Source organism: Streptomyces sp. NPDC031132 (assembly GCF_055570595.1).
In genome coordinates this window covers 45052-63286 of sequence record NZ_JBVIGX010000011.1, presented here as the reverse complement: position 1 = coordinate 63286, position 18235 = coordinate 45052, and the positions used below count along the sequence as shown (strand labels likewise).

General features: G+C 70.9%; 14 protein-coding genes. 1 reads left to right on the top strand and 13 read right to left on the bottom strand.

The features are described 5' to 3' along the window. Positions 1-10 precede the first annotated feature (10 nt). The 3 genes from glmS to ACZ49B_RS18520 form a co-directional block, all read right to left on the bottom strand. Positions 11-1828 carry a glutamine--fructose-6-phosphate transaminase (isomerizing) gene (gene glmS, locus ACZ49B_RS18530; RefSeq protein ID WP_468306876.1) on the bottom strand — a complete coding sequence of 606 codons (1818 nt, stop codon included), beginning with the start codon at positions 1826-1828 and terminating at the stop codon, positions 11-13. Positions 1829-1905: 77 nt separating this feature from the next. Next, positions 1906-2181 carry a hypothetical protein gene (locus tag ACZ49B_RS18525; RefSeq protein WP_030716129.1) on the bottom strand — a complete coding sequence of 92 codons (276 nt, stop codon included), beginning with the start codon at positions 2179-2181 and terminating at the stop codon, positions 1906-1908. A 108-nt stretch (positions 2182-2289) separates the two neighbouring features. Further along, positions 2290-3195, bottom strand: coding sequence for a DUF4429 domain-containing protein (locus ACZ49B_RS18520; protein WP_468306873.1), 906 nt, complete (start codon positions 3193-3195; stop codon positions 2290-2292). A 51-nt stretch (positions 3196-3246) separates the two neighbouring features. On the opposite strand from ACZ49B_RS18520, the gene ACZ49B_RS18515 reads away from it, so the two are divergent. Continuing rightward, a complete protein-coding gene (locus tag ACZ49B_RS18515; RefSeq protein ID WP_468306870.1) occupies positions 3247-4830 on the top strand; it encodes a beta-N-acetylhexosaminidase in 1584 nt (527 codons plus the stop codon). Positions 4831-4869: 39 nt separating this feature from the next. Here the strand turns inward: ACZ49B_RS18515 and ACZ49B_RS18510 are convergent, their stop codons facing one another. The 10 genes from ACZ49B_RS18510 to ACZ49B_RS18465 form a co-directional block, all read right to left on the bottom strand. Then, on the bottom strand, positions 4870-6654 hold the full coding sequence (locus tag ACZ49B_RS18510; RefSeq protein WP_468306868.1) for an IucA/IucC family protein: 1785 nt from the start codon (positions 6652-6654) through the stop codon (positions 4870-4872). Then, the gene (locus tag ACZ49B_RS18505; protein ID WP_468306867.1) at positions 6651-7235 is read right to left on the bottom strand and encodes a GNAT family N-acetyltransferase; all 585 of its coding nucleotides are present in this window, start codon (positions 7233-7235) and stop codon (positions 6651-6653) included. The genes ACZ49B_RS18510 and ACZ49B_RS18505 overlap by 4 nt, the downstream gene beginning before the upstream one ends. Beyond that, positions 7232-8542 (bottom strand): lysine N(6)-hydroxylase/L-ornithine N(5)-oxygenase family protein, encoded by a 1311-nt coding sequence (locus ACZ49B_RS18500; protein WP_468306864.1) that lies wholly within the window; start codon positions 8540-8542, stop codon positions 7232-7234. Before ACZ49B_RS18500 ends, ACZ49B_RS18505 begins: the two co-directional genes overlap by 4 nt. Then, positions 8526-10007, bottom strand: a complete 1482-nt coding sequence (locus ACZ49B_RS18495; protein WP_468306862.1) for a pyridoxal phosphate-dependent decarboxylase family protein — start codon at positions 10005-10007, stop codon at positions 8526-8528. Before ACZ49B_RS18495 ends, ACZ49B_RS18500 begins: the two co-directional genes overlap by 17 nt. Positions 10008-10148: 141 nt before the next feature. Next, complete coding sequence (locus ACZ49B_RS18490; RefSeq protein WP_468306860.1) at positions 10149-11108, bottom strand: siderophore-interacting protein; 960 nt, start codon at positions 11106-11108, stop codon at positions 10149-10151. Between the two features lie 53 nt (positions 11109-11161). Then, positions 11162-12205: an ABC transporter substrate-binding protein gene (locus ACZ49B_RS18485; RefSeq protein WP_468306857.1), complete on the bottom strand. Its 1044-nt coding sequence runs from the start codon at positions 12203-12205 to the stop codon at positions 11162-11164. A gap of 136 nt (positions 12206-12341) precedes the next feature. After that, positions 12342-13502 carry an acyl-CoA dehydrogenase family protein gene (locus ACZ49B_RS18480; protein ID WP_053785552.1) on the bottom strand — a complete coding sequence of 387 codons (1161 nt, stop codon included), beginning with the start codon at positions 13500-13502 and terminating at the stop codon, positions 12342-12344. A 7-nt stretch (positions 13503-13509) separates the two neighbouring features. Further along, entirely contained in the window at positions 13510-14430 is a 921-nt protein-coding gene (locus ACZ49B_RS18475; protein ID WP_468307247.1) for a hydroxymethylglutaryl-CoA lyase, read from the bottom strand. Positions 14431-14441: 11 nt separating this feature from the next. Beyond that, positions 14442-16583 carry an acetyl/propionyl/methylcrotonyl-CoA carboxylase subunit alpha gene (locus ACZ49B_RS18470; protein WP_468306854.1) on the bottom strand — a complete coding sequence of 714 codons (2142 nt, stop codon included), beginning with the start codon at positions 16581-16583 and terminating at the stop codon, positions 14442-14444. Positions 16584-16606: 23 nt separating this feature from the next. After that, positions 16607-18223, bottom strand: coding sequence for a carboxyl transferase domain-containing protein (locus tag ACZ49B_RS18465; RefSeq protein WP_468306852.1), 1617 nt, complete (start codon positions 18221-18223; stop codon positions 16607-16609). Between the last annotated feature and the right edge of the window lie 12 nt (positions 18224-18235).

Genomic DNA, 18235 nt, shown 5'->3' with positions numbered 1-18235 from the left:
CTCGGTGCGCCTACTCGACGGTGACCGACTTCGCCAGGTTCCGCGGCTTGTCGATGTCCCGGCCCAGGGCCAGGGCCGTGTGGTACGCCAGCAGCTGGAGCGGGATGCCCATCAGGATCGGGTCCAGCTCGTCCTCGTTCTTGGGCACGAGGATGGTGTGGTCGGCCTTCTCCTGCTCGCGGTGGGCGACCGCAAGGATCCGGCCGCTGCGGGCCTTGATCTCCTCCAGCGCCGCGCGGTTCTTCTCCAGCAGGTCGTCGTCCGGGACGATCGCGACCGTCGGCATCGCCGGCTCGATGAGCGCGAGCGGACCGTGCTTGAGCTCGGAGGCCGGGTAGGCCTCGGCGTGGATGTAGGAGATCTCCTTCAGCTTGAGGGAGGCCTCCAGGGCCACCGGGTAGCCGCGGACCCGGCCGATGAACATCATCGACTTGGCCTCGGCGTAATCGGCCGCCAGCTTCTTGATGTCCTCTTCGCCCTCGAGGATCTCCTGGATCTGCGCGGGCAGCTTGCGCAGGCCCTCGATGATCCGCTTGCCGTCGGTGACCGACAGGTCCCGGATCCGGCCCAGGTGCACGGCGAGCAGCGCGAAGGCCACGACCGTGTTGGTGAAGCACTTGGTGGAGACGACGCAGACCTCGGGACCGGCGTGCACGTACACGCCGCCGTCGGCCTCGCGGGCGATCGCGGAGCCCACCACGTTGACGACGCCGAGGACGCGGGCGCCCTTGCGCTTGAGCTCCTGCACGGCGGCGAGCACGTCGTACGTCTCACCGGACTGCGAGACGGCGATGTACAGCGTGTCGGGGTCCACGACCGGGTTGCGGTAGCGGAACTCGGAGGCCGGCTCGGCGTCCGCGGGGATGCGGGCCATGCTCTCGATGAGGCCGGCGCCGATCAGACCCGCGTGGTACGAGGTGCCGCAGCCCAGGATCTTGACCCGGCGGATGCCGCGCGCCTCGCGCGGGTCCAGGTTCAGGCCGCCCAGGTGCACCGTGTTGAAGCGGTCGTCGATCCGGCCGCGCAGCACGCGGTCGACCGCGTCGGGCTGCTCGGAGATCTCCTTGTGCATGTACGTGTCGTGGCCGCCCATGTCGTACGAGGCGGCCTCCCACTCCACGGTCTCCGGCGTGGCCGTGGTGGTGGCACCGCTGGTGGTGTACGTGCGGAAGTCGTCGGCCTTGAGGGTGGCCATCTCGCCGTCGTCGAGGGTGACGACCTGGCGGGTGTGGGCGACGAGTGCGGCGACGTCCGAGGCGACGAACATCTCCTTCTCGCCGATGCCGAGGACGACCGGGGAGCCGTTGCGCGCCACGACGATGCGGTCGGCGAAGTCGGCGTGCATGACGGCGATGCCGTAGGTGCCCTCGATGGCCTTGACGGCCTCGCGGACCTTCTCCTCGAGGGTGTCGGCCTGGGAGCGGGCGACCAGGTGGACGATCACCTCGGTGTCGGTCTCCGAGACGAAGACGACGCCCTCGGACTCCAGCTTGGCGCGGAGCTCGTCGGCGTTGTCGACGATGCCGTTGTGGACGACCGCGACCTTGCTCTCGGCGTCCAGGTGCGGGTGGGAGTTGATGTCGCTCGGCGCGCCGTGGGTGGCCCAGCGGGTGTGGGCGATGCCGGTGGTGCCGGTGAAGCGCTTGGGGACCCGCGACTCCAGCTCGCGGACGCGGCCCTTGGCCTTGACCACCTTCAGCGCGGGGGACTTCGGGCTGTTGACGACGATGCCCGCGGAGTCGTATCCGCGGTACTCCAGTCGCTGCAGGCCTTCCAGCAGCAGCGGTGCCACGTCACGCTTGCCGATGTAACCCACGATTCCGCACATAAAGTCTTGCCCCTCCTGAAGTTCGGTTGCCCTTGCCGCTGTCGTCGCCGCGCCTGGCCGTCGGCCGGCCCTGTCGCTCAGCCGTAGACGATGCGGCGCAGCTGCCGGAGCGAGAGCTCCGGCGGCGCCACGGCGCGGTGCGGCAGCTCGGCCGCGATCCGTTCGAAGATCTCCGCGTTGACCGCGCCGCCGGACTGGAGCTCCCGGTGGCGGCGGCGCACGAATTCCTCGGTCGTCTCGTCGAAGTACGCGAGGACGTCGAGCACCACCCGGACGGCTTCGCCGCGCTGCAGCGCGGTGCTGCGCACCAGGTGGTCGACAAGATCGTCATGAGACGGGCGGCGGTCGAGCACTCGTAGATACTGACGGGCCGCGGCCGCGAACGCAAAGATCCTGCCCGGAATCGGGCAGGATCTATCTGGTCCAGACCAGCGGAATGCGTAAATCCACTCACCAAAGGGTTAGAACCGGCGCAAAACGGCCTGCTTGGCTGCGGCGAACTCCTCGGCCGTGAGGATGCCCCCCTGATGCAGATCGCCGAGCTCGCGCAGCCGGCGCAGCAGCGCGTCGTGGTCCTCGGGGGCCGTCGGCTCGGGGGCCGAGGCCGCGAGCTCCGGCACCGGCGCCGAGGACAGGACCGTGGCGGCCTCGGCCGACGCCGAGGAGCCGCGGGGGTGGGGCATCCGCACCGCCACGGCCGCCGCGACCAGCGCCATCAGCGGGTCCTTCTTGAAACCGAACAGTTCCACCGTGTACGGGTCGTACTTGGGCGCCGGAGCCGCCGGGGCACCCGCCAGCGTGAACCGGATCCATCCGTTGTCCAGGCCCTTCGAGGGGGACCACTCCACGGCCCTCAGGTCCGCGACCCGGAACTCGCGCGGCCCGCCGGAGCTCTTGGCCTCCTCCGTCGTCCAGTTCCAGTCCAGCCCCACCCGATCCCCGTCGAAGGCCACCGTCCCGTCCCCCGCGGCCACCGTGATCGGCACGGCCGGCCCCGGCAGCAGGTACGCGTCCGCCGGGCCGGGGTCCACCTGGTCCAGCAGCAGCGCATTGCGGACCTCGTCCACGAAGTACTCCGCCACGCCCGTCCGGTCCGCCTCCACGGTCAGCCGGTACGGGTCGGAGGCCTCCGGCAGCCGCCCGCCCGTCACCTGGAGCAGCGGGTCGGCGCCGTCACGCAGCTTCAGCCTCAACCGGCCCGTCTTGCGGCCCGGTTCGTAACTGACCCCGGCGAGCGCGCGCAGCGGTACGACCACTTCGCCCAGCGTCTGGCGCAGCAGCCCCACCCCCTTGTCGCGACCGGGCACGATACGCACCGCGTCCCCGTCGAAGGTCCATGTGCCGTCCTTCTGGATGATTTCCGCCATCCGACGATTCTCGCACCGGCCACAGCAGGCCAGTTGGCCTATACCTGCCCTATGAGAGTCCTGCGACGCACGCTCGGCACCCTCCTCCTCCTCGGCGCGGCCGTCTCCTGCGCCACGTCCCCCGGCGACGACGCCAGACCCGGGGCCGCGCGCCCCGCCGTCCTCGCCCCCTACGAACAGCTCCTGCCGGCGCCCGCCTCCATGCGAGCCGACGGCCCCGGGTACGCCGTCGGGGCGGGCACGGTCATCCGTACCGGCGCGAGCGGCGGCGAAGAGGTCCGCCGGGTCGGCGAGCTCCTCGCGGAGCAGCTCCGGGGCCCCAGCGGGCTCCCGCTGCCGGTGGTCGACGGGGCGGAGGGCGACGGGATCCGGCTGCGCCTCGACGGGGCGGCCGAGGGCACCGGCGCCGAGGGGTACCGGCTGGAGTCCGGCCCGGGCGGGGTCACGCTGACCGCCCGGACCCCGGCGGGGCTCTTCCACGCCGGGCAGACGCTGCGCCAGCTGCTGCCGGTGGCCGGCCCGGGCACGGTGCCCGGCGGCGAGATCACCGACGAGCCGCGCTTCGCGTACCGGGGCGCCATGCTCGACATCGCCCGCCACCACTTCACGGCCGAGCAGGTCGAGCGGTACGTCGACCAGCTCGCCCAGTACAAGGTCAACACGCTGCACCTGCACCTGACCGACGACCAGGGCTGGCGGATCGCGGTCGACTCCTGGCCGCGGCTGGCGGAGTACGGGGGCGGCAGCGAGGTCGGCGGCGGGCCGGGCGGGTACTGGACGAAGGACCAGTACCGCGACCTCGTGGCGTACGCGGCGCAGCGGTACGTGGACGTGGTCCCGGAGATCGACATGCCGGGGCACGCGAACGCCGCCCTGGCCTCGTACGCGGAGCTGAACTGCGACGGGAAGGCGCGCGAGCGCTACACCGGGATCAAGGTCGGCTTCAGCTCGCTGTGCGTCGGCAAGGAGCGGACGTACGAGTTCATCGACGAGGTGCTCGGCGAGCTGGCCGGGCTGACGCCGGGCCGCTACCTGCACATCGGCGGCGACGAGGCGCTCTCCACGCCGGCGGCGGACTACGCGGCGTTCATGGACCGGGCCCAGCAGGTGGTGGCGCGCCACGGCAAGACGGTGGTGGCCTGGCACCAGCTGGCGACGGCGCGGCCGGCGCCGGGGGCGGTGCTCCAGTACTGGGGCCACGACAGGACCACGGCCGCCGAGAAGGCGGCGGTGGCAGCGGCGGCGAAGGCGGGCCACCCGCTGATCCTGTCGCCGGCGGACCGGCTGTACCTGGACATGAAGTACGACCTGACGACGAAGCCGGGACTGGCCTGGGCGGGCTTCGTCCCGGTGCGCAGGGCCTACGACTGGAACCCGGGGACCTACCTGGCCGCTTCCGGAGTGCCGGAGTCCGCGGTCCTCGGCGTCGAGGCGCCGCTGTGGACGGAGACGATCGCGACCCGCTCGGACCTGGAGTTCATGGCCTTCCCGCGGGTCCTCGGCCTGGCGGAACTGGGCTGGAGCCCGGGCCCGCGGAACTGGACCGAGTACTCCCGGCGGGTGGCGGCCCAGGGCCCGCGCCTGGACGCGCAGGACGTGAACTACCACCGGGCGCCGGACGTGCCGTGGTCGTAGCCGACGGGCGGGCGGCTCGGCTGCCCGCCCGCTCCTTCGTCACCGTCGCGCAGCGAACCGCGCGACGGGGTTCTTGAGGGTGCCGATCAGCTGGAGGGCGGCCGCCGGGTCGGCGAGGTCCACCATCTGCTTGTTGTTGCGCAGCTGGAGCCGGTTCAGGCAGGACAGCTGGAACTCCTCGGCGAACAGGTCGTACCGCTCGAAGCGCTCCGCGAGCTGCGGCATCGACTCCTGGTAGGCGTGGCCGCAGTCCGCGACCGCCCGCCAGAAGGTGTCCTCCTCGCAGATGCCCTCCGTGACGAGGATCGAGCCCAGGAAGCGGAAGAAGCAGTCGAAGACGTCCGTGAAGATCGACAGGAGCTTCATGTCCTCCGGGATGTCGGCCCTGACGCGCTCGACGGCCGGCGGGAGGACCGCGTCGGGGTCCATGACCACGATCTCCTCGGCGATGTCCTTGAAGATCGCCCGCTTCACCACGCCGTTCTCGATGACGAGGATCGTGTTCTCGCCGTGCGGCATGTACGCGAGGTCGTACTGGTAGAAGCAGTGCAGGAGCGGGAGGAGGTAGGCCTTCAGGTACGGCTTCAGCCACTCCGACGGGGTCAGGCCCGACTCCTCGATCAGCGCGCCGACGAAGGACTTGCCCTCGGAGTCGACGTGCAGCAGCGAGGCCATCGTCGCCAGGCGCTCGCCCTCCCGGAGGTGGTTGACCGGAGACTCGCGCCACAGCGCGGCCAGCATCTTGCGGTACGGCGAGTAGCGGTCGGTGGCGCGCTCGTACTGGCGGTGGTGGTAGCCGATGGCCGCCCGCTCGCGGATGATCGAGAAGTCCACCGACTGCAGGACCTCGTCGCCCTGGATCAGCCGGTGCAGCCAGTCGTTGATCGCCGGGGTGGCCTCCATGTAGGCCGCAGACAGGCCGCGCATGAAGCCCATGTTGAGGACCGAGATGGCGGTCTTCACGTAGTGCTTCGTCGGTGTGGTGGTGTTGAAGAACGTACGGATCGACTGCTGGGCCAGGTACGCGTCCTCGCCCTCGCCGAGCAGCACCAGGCGGCGGTTCGCGATCTCGGCCGCGAAGGTGACCGTGGTCTTGTTCCACCACTGCCAGGGGTGGACCGGCAGGAAGTGGTAGTCCGCCGGGTCCAGGCCCAGGGCGGACAGCTTGGCCTCGAACCCCGCGACGGCGGCTTCGCCCAGCTCCTCGCGCATGAACGCGTCGTGGTCCAGGCCGGCGCCGGCCGTGAACGTCGAGACGTCCTTGCGGGCCGCCACCCACACCAGGTGGACGGGGCTCGCCGTCTCCGGCGCGTACGAGAGGTACTCGTGCACGCCGAAGCCGAGCCGGCCGTTGTTGGCGACGAAGCAGGGGTGGCCCTCGGTCATGCCGGTCTCGACGTCCTGGAAGGAGGACTTCGCCAGGACGGCGGCCGGGACCTGCGGCTTCGTGTACTTGAAGCCCGAGCCCGCCAGCGTGGAGGAGATCTCCTCCAGGTACACCGGCAGGACCTCGGCGCTCAGGCCGAGGGCGTCCTTCAGCTCGATGTGGAAGTCGATCGCGTCCAGCGGCAGTTCGGCGCCGTCCCGGTGGCGGGTGACGGAGGCCTCGTCGACCGCCCAGTGGTCCAGGGCGTGGAGGGCCGCGGTGAAGCGGTACTCCACGGTGCCGTCGTCGCTCAGGACCGAGTACGCCGCGTCGCCGAGCGGCTTCGGGGTCAGCAGGCGCTCGTGCGAGAACTCCGACAGGGCCTTGCGGACCAGTGCGCGGTTCGCGCGGGCCCACAGTTCGGGGGAGAGGTGCGAGATCGCGTCGGCGAGGCTCATATGGAGGCTCCTGTCAGGCCGGTGGCCGCCTCGAACTGGGCGCGGGTGCAGAAGCTCAGCAGGGCTTCCTTCTCCGGCTTGGTGACCTGGCGCTCCGCGACGAAGCCGACGGCCTCGTTGAGGGCGTGCACGGCCGTGTTGGCCACGTCCGGCTCGACGACGACGCGCTCGGTCGCCGGGTCCGCGAAGACGGCCGCCATCACGGTGGTGATGACCGCGCGGGTGAAGCCGTGCAGCGGCCGGTCGCTCGGGGCGACCAGGAAGTGCATGCCGACGTCGCCGGGCCGGGCGTCGTACAGGCCGACGAGCTCCAGCTCGCTCGGGTCGTACGTCTCCATCAGGAAGGCCGGGCGGCCCTCGTGCAGGCCGATGAAGGCCTGGTGGTGCTCGTGGGCGGCGATCCGCATGTACTCGCGCTCGACGTCCGGCAGCGAGGCGTCCTGCATCATCCAGAACGAGGCCTTCGGATGGGTGATCCAGCCGTGGAGCAGCTCCGCGTCGGCGAAGGGGTCCAGGGGCCTCACGGAGAAGGTCCCGAGGTCCGCGTCGACGCGGCTGTACAGGGTTTCGGTGGTGCTCATGCGTGCGTGCCTTCCGGGGCGGCGAACTGCTGGAACGCGATGGACTTCTCGACCTTGTAGTACTCGCGGCCGAGGAGCTCTCCGATGATGTACGCGTTGCGGTACGCGGCCATGCCCAGGTCGGGCGAGGTGATGGAGTGGTTGTGGACCGTGCCGTTCTGCAGGAAGACCCCGCGGCCGGTCACGTCGATGCTGTAGTTGCGGGCCGCGTCGGGGCGGCCGTGGCCGTCGAAGGACAGGCGCTCGCGGACGGGGTTCAGGAACTCCGGCAGCGCGTACTTGTAGCCCGTCGCGAGGATCAGGCCCTCGGTGGCGAGGGAGAAGTCGCGCTCCTGCTCCTCCTGGCGCAGCCCCAGGGTGTACGCGCCCGTGGTGGTGTCGTACGCCGCAGAGTTCAGCGAGGTGTTGGTCAGCAGGGTGGTCGGGACCGGGCCCGGCGAGGTGACCTTCTTCTGGTAGAGCAGGTCGAAGATGGCGTTGACGAGCTCGCCGTCGATGCCCTTGAAGAGGTTCTTCTGCTGGTGCTCGAGCCGGTAGCGGGTCTCCTCGGGCAGCGCGTGGAAGTAGTCCACGTACTCCGGGGACGTCATCTCCAGCGTCAGCTTCGTGTACTCCAGCGGGAAGAACCGCGGTGAGCGGGTCACCCAGTTGAGCTGGTAGCCGTACACGTCGATCTCGGACAGCAGGTCGTAGTAGATCTCCGCCGCGCTCTGGCCGGAGCCGACCAGCGTGATGGACTTCTTCTGCTGGAGCTCCGCCTTGTTCTGCATGTACGCGGAGTTGTGCGTGAAGTCGCCGCCGAGCCCGGCGCAGGCCTGCGGGACGAACGGCGGGGTGCCGGTGCCCAGGACCAGGCGGCGGGCCAGGTGGGTCTCGCCCCGGTCGGTGTGGACCTCGTACAGGCCGGCCTGCTCGTCGTACGTGACCTCCGTGACGGAGGTGGAGTACTGCACGTTGTCGAGGCGGTCGGCGGCCCAGCGGCAGTAGTCGTTGTACTCGGTCCGCAACGGGTAGAAGTTCTCCCGGATGTAGAAGGAGTACAGCCGGTCCTTGTCCTTCAGGTAGTTCAGGAAGGAGAAGGGCGAGGTCGGGTCGGCCAGCGTGACCAGGTCCGACATGAACGGCGTCTGCAGGTGCGCACCGTCCAGGAACATCCCGGCGTGCCACTCGAAGTGCGGCTTCGTCTCGATGAAGAGGCCGTCGAGCTCGTCGATCGGAGCGGTCAGGCAGGCGAGTCCCAGGTTGAAGGGACCGAGGCCGATACCGATGAAATCGAACGGCTGGCGGGGCTCACGAGGCGTGGACAAGGGATTCTCCCAGGTACTGCTCGGCGTGGGACGCGAGGAGGTCGAGGACGGCCGCGATGTCGGCCGTCGTGGTCTGCGGGTTGAGGAGGGTGAACTTCAGGTACTGGTCGCCGTCCACCTTGGTGCCGGCGACGACTGCCTCGCCGGAGGCGAACAGCGCCTTGCGGGCGTGCAGGTTGGCCTCGTCGACGAGGTCCCCCCGGACGTCGCCGCCGGGCACGTAGCGGAAGACCAGGGTGGAGATCTGCGGTTTGACGACGACCTCGAAGCGCGGGTCGGCGTCGATGATGTCCCAGCCGGCCGCGGCCAGGTCGACGACCTCGTCGAAGAGCGAGCCGAGGCCGTCGGCGCCCATGGTGCGCAGGGTCATCCAGAGCTTGAGCGCGTCGAAGCGGCGCGTGGTCTGGATGGACTTGTCGACCTGGTTCGGGATCCGCTCCTCCGCCATGCGGCGGGGGTTGAGGTAGTCCGCGTGGTACGTGGCGTGCTTGAGGGTGTCGCGGTCGCGGACCAGCATGGCGCTGGAACTGACCGGCTGGAAGAACGACTTGTGGTAGTCGACCGTGACCGAGTCGGCCAGCTCGATGCCGTCGAGCAGGTGCCGGCGGGTGGGGGAGATCAGCAGTCCGCAGCCGTACGCGGCGTCCACGTGCATCCAGGCGGAGTGCTCGGCGGCCAGGCGGGCGATCTCGGGGAGCGGGTCGATGGACCCGAAGTCGGTGGTGCCGGCGGTGGCGACGACGGCCATCGGGAACAGGCCCTCGGCGGCGCAGTTCTCCAGCTCCAGGTCGAGCACGGAGGTGTCCATGCGGCGGTTCCGGTCGACCGGGACGGCGATGACGGCCTCGTAGCCGAGCCCGAGCATGGCGGCCGACTTCTTGACGCTGAAGTGGCTGGCCTCGGAGGTGAAGATGCGCAGCTTCGGCAGGACCTCGGACTTGGGGAGCGCCTGCGCGCTGCTCTGCATGACCTTGCGGCAGGCCTCGTCGCGGGCCAGCAGCAGTGCGTGGAAGTTGGACTGGCTGCCGCCGGAGGTGAAGACGCCGTCCGCGTCCGGGCCGAGGCCGATGCGCTGCGCGGTCCAGTCGATCAGGCGGCGCTCGATGAGCGTGCCGCCGATGGACTGGTCCCAGGTGTCCAGGGAGGAGTTGACGGCCGAGAGGACGGCCTCGCCGAGGACGGCGGGGATGACGACCGGGCAGTTGAGGTGGCCCAGGTAGCGCGGGTGGTGGAAGTACACCGCGTCGCGCAGGTAGACCTCTTCCAGCTCGTCGAGGACGGCGGCAGGGTCTTCGAGCGGCCGGTCCAGGTCGATCCCGTTGATGACCGGGGCGAGTTCGTCGACCGTTATGCCGGTGTGGGGCCGCTCGGTGGTCGCGAGTTTGGCAGCGACGCGCTCGACGCCTTCGGTGACGGAACGGCGGTACAGGTCCGCGGTCGTCTCATTCAGCAGATGCGAGCGCATCAACGTTCCTCCGGCAGGGAAAGAGGCGGGTGGGGAAGGTGTGATTAGGTTAGCCTAACCTAACCTTCCGGCCAAATAGCGATGGGCCCCGGCCAAAAGCCGGGGCCCATCGCTGAAAAGGGGTGGGGAGGGCGGGAGTTGCTACAGCTCGGAGGTGGGTTCCTCGCTGGCCGCCTGGCCCGCGTACGCCTCGGCCAGGAGTTCCTCCTCGCTCGCACCGAGACGCCAGTAACCGGTGAAACGCACCGCGCGCCGGTCGATGGAACGTTCCTGCACGACATGCCGGCGGACCGCCCGAACGGTGCCGGCCTCACCCGCGAGCCATGCGTACGGAGCCTCGGCGGCGGGCAGTTCGGCCGCCCGGAGCGCCTCCAGCACGCGCTCGGTGCGCTCCCTGCCCGCGCCGCCCTCCCGCACGATCCAGGTGATGTCCGCGTCGGCGGCCGTCGGCAGGACGAGCCGGTCGTCGGCGTGCGGGACCTCGAACCACGCGGAGACCCGGGTCCCGGCGGGGAGCCGGTCCAGGATCGCGGCGGCCGCGGGGAGCGCCGTCTCGTCCGCGTACATGAGCAGCGCGTCGGTGCCGGCCGGCGGCTGGAACCGTACGGACTTGTTCTCCGCGACGGCCGGGCCGATCGCCATGATCCGGCGGCCGGTCACCGCCCGCCCGGCCCAGTACGCCGCTGGGGATCCCGCCGCGTCAGCGGCTGAAGTCGCAGTACCGTGGAGCACGAAGTCGATGTCGACCTCGTCGGCGCCCTCGGGCGTACGGCGCTGCTCGCGCACGGTGTACGAGCGCATCACCGGCCGCTCCTCGTCCGGCATTGTCCGCCAGGCCGCGAACCAGGTGTCCTCGTCCGTGGACGGGAGCAGGGTGTGCTCCTGGTGGGCGGGCGGCAGGAAGAGCGAGAGGCTCTGGTCGTAGCCGCCCGAGCGGAAGCCTGCGAGGGACTCCCCGCCGAACGTGACCCGCAGGAACGAGTGCCCGAGCCGGCGCGTGCGGAGCACTTCGAGTTCGAAGAACCGGAAGTGGGCGGCGGCCGGGGCGGTGTCGGATGCGGAGGCGTCGGACACCGTGGCGTCGGATGCGGTGGCGGTCATGCGGAGAGTCCCCCCTCGTCAGTGGAAACGGCGCCTGGTCGGGGCGTCGAGGGTCAGCTGACCTTCTTGGCGTTCTGGATGGACTTCGCGAGGTCCTCGAGGATCTGGGCGCACTTGTCGTACGAGTAGATCGGCTCGGTCACGCGCGGGGCGACCTGGCCGGCCTTGACGGCGGGCAGCTCGGCCCAGGTCGGCTTGGCCTTCAGCTCCTCCGGCTGCAGGGTGCCGGTGCGGTTGTCGAGCAGGACCAGGTCGGCCTTGTACTTGCCGGCGTTCTCCCAGCTGAGGCTCTCGAAGAAGCCGCCCGCGTCCAGCTTGCCCTGCTCCGGGGTGACGAACTCGACGCCGAGGGTCTCGAAGTACTTCAGGTCGGCCGAGGTCTTCGGGGTGGAGACGTAGAACAGGTCGGCGGAGCCGGAGCCGACGAGCACCTTGACGCCCGGGTTGGCCTTGGTGGCCTCGCGGACCTTGGTGGCGGCCGACTCGAAGCGGGCCTTGGCGTCAACGGTCTGCTTGGTGTTCAGGTCGGCGCCGAGGGACTTGGCGAGGTCGGCCGTGCGCTCCAGCGCCTTGTCGAGGGAGGCGTCGCCGCCCACGCCGATCGCGGCGGCCGGGGCCAGCTTCAGGATCTTGTCCTTGGAGGCCTCCGGGACGAACCAGTAGCTGCCGTCCCAGGTGTTGGTGACGAGCAGCTCGGGCTGGAGGGCCGCGTACTTCTCGACGTTGAACTCGTCGTAGACGTTGCCGAGGATCTCGACCTTGGAGATGTCCATCGTGCCGGCCATCGCGTCGGCCTTGCCGTCGGCGGTCTTGGTCGGGCCGAAGACGCCCTTGACCTGGATGCCGTAGTCGTAGAGCGCGGCGGCGGTGCCGGTGTAGGCCACGATGTTCTTCGGCTTGGCCTTGAGGCTGACGTCCTTGCCGAGGTCGTCCTTGAAACTCCAGGCGCCCGACGTCGAAGCGCCCTTGTCCTTGTCGCCCTCGCTCTTCGCCGAGTCGGAGCCGCCGCATGCGGTGAGCGCCGCGACGAGGCCGAGGGCGCCGCCTGCGGCGATGAGGCCGCGACGGGAGAGGGAGGAGGTACGGGACTTGGGCATGTCGATGTCCGCTTTCGTGCGCGCCGGGCGGCCACTGGGCCGTTCGGAGGGAAGGTTAGCCTAACCTTGGCTGAAAGCGGTAAGGGGGCCCTAAGTTTCCTCAAGGCCCCCTCGTGCGTACTGCGAGCTGCGGTGCCTAGCCGGCGAAGCCCAGCTCACGGGCGATGAGCATGCGCTGCACCTCGCTGGTGCCCTCGCCGATCTCCAGGATCTTGGAATCCCGCCACATCCGCGCCACGGGGTACTCGTTCATGAACCCGTAGCCGCCGTGGATCTGGGTGGCCTCGCGCGCGTTGTCGACGGCGACCGTCGAGGAGTACAGCTTCGCGATCGCCGCCTCCTTCTTGAACGGTTCTCCGGCCACGAGGCGGGAGGCCGCGTCGCGCCAGCCGATCCGCGCCATGTGGGCGCGCATCTCCATGTCCGCCAGCTTGAACTGGATGGCCTGGTTGTCGCCGATGGGCCGGCCGAAGGCCTTGCGCTCCTTCGCGTACTTCACCGACTCGTCCACGCAGCCCTGCGCGAGGCCCGTGGCGAGCGCCGAGATCGCGATGCGGCCCTCGTCGAGGATCCGCAGGAACTGGGCGTAGCCGCGGCCCTCCTGGCCCACCAGGTTGGCCAGCGGCACCCGTACGTTGTCGAAGGCCAGCTCGCGGGTGTCCGACGAGTTCCAACCGACCTTCGAGTACGGGGCGGCCACCGTGAAGCCGGGGGTGCCGGACGGGACGATGATCGAGGAGATCTCCGGTCGGCCGTCGGCCTTGCGGCCCGTCACGGCGGTGACGGTGACCAGACCGGTGATGTCCGTACCGGAGTTGGTGATGAAGCACTTCGAGCCGTTGATCACCCACTCGTCGCCGTCCTTGACGGCGGTGGTGCGGGTGCCGCCGGCGTCGGAGCCGCCGTCCGGCTCGGTCAGGCCGAAGGCGCCGAGCACCTCGCCGGCGCACATCTTCGGCAGCCACTGCTGCTTCTGCTCCTCGGTGCCGAAGAGGTAGAGGGGCATGGCGCCGAGCGAGACGCCCGCCTCCAGGGTGATGGCGACCGAGGAGTCGACGCGGGCCAGCTCCTCCAGGGCGATGCCGAGGGCGAGGTAGTCGCCGCCCATGCCGCCGTACTCCTCCGGGAAGGGCAGGCCGAACAGGCCCATGCGGCCCATCTCGCGGACGATCTCGTACGGGAACTCGTGCCGCTCGTACAGGTCGCCGATCTTGGGGGCGATGACGTCGTGCGCGAACGCCTCGACGGTACGGCGGAGTTCCTCGTGCTCGGGGGTGAGCCGGTGGTCGAGGGGCATGTCTTCGTTACTCCTTGTGGGAGAGGGCGCGGACGGTACGGGAGGGGCTGGGGCGTCCCAGCTGTTCGGCCATCCACACGCTCGTGGCGGTGAGGGCGGCCAGGTCGACGCCGGTCTCGATGCCGAGGCCGTCGAGCATCCACACCAGGTCCTCGGTGGCGAGGTTGCCGGTTGCGCTCTTCGCGTACGGGCATCCGCCGAGGCCGCCTGCGGAGGCGTCGACGGTGGTCACTCCGTGCTGGAGCGCGGCGAGGGTGTTGGACAGGGCCTGGCCGTAGGTGTCGTGGAAGTGCACGCCGATCCGGTCGGTCGTGACGCCCTCCTCGTTGAGCTCGCTGAGGAGGGTCTGCACGTGGCCCGGGGTGGCGACGCCGATGGTGTCGCCGAGGCTGAGCTCGTCGCAGCCGAGGTCGAGCAGGGCCTTGGCCACGCGGACCACCTGGTGGACCGGGACGGGGCCCTCCCACGGGTCGCCGAAGCACATGGAGAGGTAGCCGCGGACGTGCGCCTTGCCCTCCTTGGCGCGGGCCACGACGGGCTCGAACATGGCGAGGGACTCGGCGACGGTCCGGTTGAGGTTGCGCGAGGCGAAGGTCTCGGTGGCCGAGCCGAAGACCGCGATGCGGGTGGCACCGAGGGCCAGGGCGCGGTCGAGCCCGCGCTCGTTGGGGACGAGGACGGGGAGGTGGACCCCGGCCAGGTCCCGGAGCTGCGGGAACAGTTCCTCGGCGTCCGCCAGTTGGGGCACCCACTTGGGGTGCACGAAGCTGGTCGCCTCGATGGTGGTCAGCCCGGCCGCGGCCAGCCGGTGGACGAACTCGGCCTTGACGTGGGTGGGTACGGCCGCCTTCTCGTTCTGCAGCCCGTCGCGCGCGCCGACCTCGTGGATGCGGACGCGGGCCGGCAGCTCGGGGGCCGGGACGGTCATGGGCAGCCCGTTCACGCCGTCTCCTCCTTCTCTTCCTCGTCCGGGGTGACGACGGCCAGGACCTGGTCCATGGCGACGGTCGTGCCGGGGGAGACGTCCAGCTCGGTGACCGTGCCGGAGTGCGGGGCGGAGATGACGTGCTCCATCTTCATCGCCTCGACGACGAGCAGGCTCTGCCCGGCGGCGACGCGCTCGCCGACGGCGACCTTGACGACGGTGACCGTGCCGGGCATGGGGGCGGCGAGGGTGTCCTTGCCGGCGTGGCCGGCGCCGGTGAGGGCGGCGGTGACGGGGTCGTGGTCCTGCACGTGCCAGGAGTCGGCGTCGCGGCCCAGCCAGGTCCCCTCCGGGGAGGCGGCGTAGGAGAAGCGGTGGGTGACCCCGTCGAGTTCGACCGTCAGGTACTCGGAGGTACGGCTGACGATCCGGCCGCGGGCCGGTGCGCCGGGGCTCTGCCCCGGCCCCCCCGCCTCGATCGCCGGCGGGGCCGGGTGCTGGCCGGCGTCGCCGTCGGGTGCGGGGGCGAGCAGCAGCTCCGTGTCGGAACCGTACGGGCGGGTGCGGACCGTGATCGGATCCTGGCCCGGGAGGCGGAAGTGGTGGACCGTCCAGGCGGGGACACCGCCGAGGCGCCACCCGTTGGCCGCCCCGAAGGGGTCGACCCATCCGGTCGGCCCCGCCGGCGTGCGAGGCGCGGGGTCCGGGGCGGAGCCCCGGTTTCGGGAAGGGGCGGGGTGGAGGAGAGGAGCCTGGGCCAGCAGCGCAGCCGTGGCAAACACCTCCGGCGGGACGCCCTCCGGGAGCAACGAGCCCAGGTCGCGCTCGACCAGGCCCGTGTCCAGGTCGCCGGAGACGACATCCGGATGCGCCAACAGCCTCCGCAGGAACCCGGCGTTGGTCTGGACGCCCAGGATCACCGTGTCCGCCAGGGCTCCACGGAGCACCCGGAGGGCAGCGGCCCGGTCGGGACCGTACGCGATCACCTTCGACAGCATCGGGTCGTACGTCGAGCCCGTGTCGACCCCCGCCACCAGGCCGGAGTCCGTACGTACGGAAGCCCCGGACGGCTCCGAGAGGGCGAGGACCGTGCCGCCGGACGGCAGGAAGCCCCGCGCCGGATCCTCCGCGCAGACACGCGCCTCGATCGCGTGCCCGGTCAAGACCACGTCCGACTGGCCGAAGCCCAGCTCCGCGCCCGCCGCGACCCTCAGCTGCTGTTCCACCAGGTCCAGCCCGGTGATCAGCTCCGTCACCGGGTGCTCCACCTGGAGCCGGGTGTTCATCTCCATGAAGTAGTACGAGGACGGGTCGCCGCCCGGGACGATGAACTCCACCGTGCCCGCGCCGACGTACCCGCACGAGCGCGCCGCCTCCACCGCCGCCGCGCCCATCGAGGCCCGCAGCTCCGGGGTGAGCAGGACCGACGGGGCCTCCTCGATCACCTTCTGGTGGCGCCGCTGGAGCGAGCACTCGCGCTCGCCCAGGTGCACCACGTTGCCGTGCGCGTCCGCCAGCACCTGGATCTCGATGTGCCGCGGCCGGTCCACCCACCGCTCCACGAGCAGCGTGTCGTCGCCGAAGGAGGACCGCGCCTCGCGGCGGGCCGCCGCGATCTCCTCGGCCAGCGCGCCGGCGTCGCGGACGAGCCGCATGCCCTTGCCGCCGCCGCCCGCCGAGGGCTTCAGCAGCACCGGCATGCCGATCTCCTCGGCGGCCGCGACCAGTTCGGCGTCGGACAGGCCGCTTCCCGAAGAGCCGGGTACGACCGGGACCCCGGCCGCCTTCACGGTCTCCTTGGCGCGGATCTTGTCGCCCATCAGGGAGATCGCCGAGGCCGGCGGCCCGATGAAGGCCAGGCCCGCTTCCGCGCACGCCTGTGCGAAGCCCGCGTTCTCGGCGAGGAACCCGTACCCCGGGTGGATCGCCTCGGCCCCGGTGCGGCGGGCGGCGTCGAGCAGCCGATCCACCGACAGGTAGCTCTCGGCGGCCGCCGCCGGGCCGATCCGGACGGCCGTGTCGGCCTCCCGTACGTGCCGGGCGTCGGCGTCCGCGTCGCTGAAGACGGCCACGGACCGTACGCCGAGCTCCCGCAGGGTGCGGATGACCCGGACCGCGATCTCGCCGCGGTTGGCGACCAGAACAGTGCTGAACATCGAAGAGGTCCTCACGTCACACGTCACATACGGAAGATGCCGAAGCCCGAGTCGCCCAAGGGGGCGTTCGCGCACGCGGTCAGGGCCAGTCCCAGCACCTGCCGGGTCTCCATCGGGTCGATGACCCCGTCGTCCCACAGCCGCGCGGTGGCGTAGTAGGCGTTGCCCTGTTCCTCGTACTGCGCGCGGACCGGGGCCTTGAAGGCCTCCTCGTCCTCGAGCGGCCACTCCTGGCCGGCGCCCTCGATCTGGTCCCGCTTGACCGTGGCGAGCACGGACGCGGCCTGTTCGCCGCCCATCACGGAGATCTTGGCGTTGGGCCACATCCACAGGAACCGCGGCGAGTACGCCCGCCCGCACATCGAGTAGTTGCCCGCGCCGTACGAGCCGCCGACGACCACGGTCAGCTTCGGGACCCGGGTGCAGGCCACGGCCGTGACCATCTTGGCGCCGTGCTTGGCGATGCCGCCGGCCTCGTAGTCGCGGCCGACCATGAAGCCCGAGATGTTCTGCAGGAACAGGAGGGGGATCCCGCGCTGGTCGCACAGCTCGATGAAGTGCGCGCCCTTCTGCGCGGACTCGGCGAACAGGATGCCGTTGTTGGCGACGATCCCGACCGGGTGTCCGTGGATCCGGGCGAAGCCGGTGACCAGCGTCTGCCCGAACTCCGACTTGAACTCCTGGAAGCGGGAGCCGTCCACGATCCGGGCGATGATCTCGCGGGCGTCGTACGGGGTGCGCGAGTCGACCGGGACCGCGCCGTACAGCCCGTACGGGTCCACCTTGGGCTCTTCCGGCGCCTCGACCGACCAGGGCAGGGCCCCGCGCTCCGGCAGGGTCGCCACGATGTTCCGCACGATCCGCAGCGCGTGCGCGTCGTCCTCCGCGAGGTGGTCGGTGACGCCCGAGATCCGGGAGTGGACCTCGCCGCCGCCGAGCTCCTCGGCGGTGACGACCTCGCCGGTGGCGGCCTTCACCAGCGGCGGGCCGCCGAGGAAGATCGTGCCCTGGTTGCGGACGATGACGGCCTCGTCGCTCATCGCCGGGACGTACGCGCCGCCCGCCGTGCAGGAGCCGAGGACGGCGGCGATCTGCGGGATGCCGGCGCCGGACATGCGCGCCTGGTTGTAGAAGATGCGGCCGAAGTGCTCCCGGTCGGGGAAGACCTCGTCCTGCATGGGGAGGAAGGCGCCGCCCGAGTCGACCAGGTAGAGGCAGGGGAGACGATTCTCCAGGGCCACTTCCTGCGCGCGGAGGTGCTTCTTCACGGTCATCGGGTAGTACGTGCCGCCCTTGACGGTGGCGTCGTTCGCGACGATCACGCACTCGCGGCCGCTGACCCGGCCGATGCCCGCGATGACCCCGGCGGCCGGCGCCGCGCCCCCGTACATGCCCTCGGCGGCCAGCGGGGCCAGCTCCAGGAAGGGGGACCCGGGGTCCAGGAGGGCGTCCACGCGGTCGCGGGGGAGCAGCTTCCCGCGGGCGGTGTGGCGGGCGCGGGCCTTCTCGCCGCCGCCGAGCCGGGCCGCTTCGAGCCGGGCCCGCAGCCCCTCGGTGAGCTCGCGGTGGGCGGCCTCGTTGGTCCGCCAGGCCTCGGACGCCGGGTCCGCGGCGCTCGTCAGCACTGGTGCCTGCTGCATCGGTCGAGCTCC

Excerpts from the sequence above, each read along its gene's own strand:
- ACZ49B_RS18490 (WP_468306860.1), bottom strand. The coding sequence starts at position 11,108 with ATGACCGCCACCGCATCCGACGCCACGGTGTCCGACGCCTCCGCATCC.
- ACZ49B_RS18510 (WP_468306868.1), bottom strand. The coding sequence starts at position 6,654 with ATGAGCCTCGCCGACGCGATCTCGCACCTCTCCCCCGAACTGTGGGCC.
- ACZ49B_RS18475 (WP_468307247.1), bottom strand. The coding sequence starts at position 14,430 with ATGACCGTCCCGGCCCCCGAGCTGCCGGCCCGCGTCCGCATCCACGAG.
- ACZ49B_RS18505 (WP_468306867.1), bottom strand. The coding sequence starts at position 7,235 with ATGAGCACCACCGAAACCCTGTACAGCCGCGTCGACGCGGACCTCGGG.
- ACZ49B_RS18465 (WP_468306852.1), bottom strand. The coding sequence starts at position 18,223 with ATGCAGCAGGCACCAGTGCTGACGAGCGCCGCGGACCCGGCGTCCGAG.
- ACZ49B_RS18495 (WP_468306862.1), bottom strand. The coding sequence starts at position 10,007 with ATGCGCTCGCATCTGCTGAATGAGACGACCGCGGACCTGTACCGCCGT.
- ACZ49B_RS18485 (WP_468306857.1), bottom strand. The coding sequence starts at position 12,205 with ATGCCCAAGTCCCGTACCTCCTCCCTCTCCCGTCGCGGCCTCATCGCC.
- ACZ49B_RS18520 (WP_468306873.1), bottom strand. The coding sequence starts at position 3,195 with ATGGCGGAAATCATCCAGAAGGACGGCACATGGACCTTCGACGGGGAC.
- ACZ49B_RS18480 (WP_053785552.1), bottom strand. The coding sequence starts at position 13,502 with ATGCCCCTCGACCACCGGCTCACCCCCGAGCACGAGGAACTCCGCCGT.
- glmS (WP_468306876.1), bottom strand. The coding sequence starts at position 1,828 with ATGTGCGGAATCGTGGGTTACATCGGCAAGCGTGACGTGGCACCGCTG.
- ACZ49B_RS18515 (WP_468306870.1), top strand. The coding sequence starts at position 3,247 with ATGAGAGTCCTGCGACGCACGCTCGGCACCCTCCTCCTCCTCGGCGCG.
- ACZ49B_RS18470 (WP_468306854.1), bottom strand. The coding sequence starts at position 16,583 with ATGTTCAGCACTGTTCTGGTCGCCAACCGCGGCGAGATCGCGGTCCGG.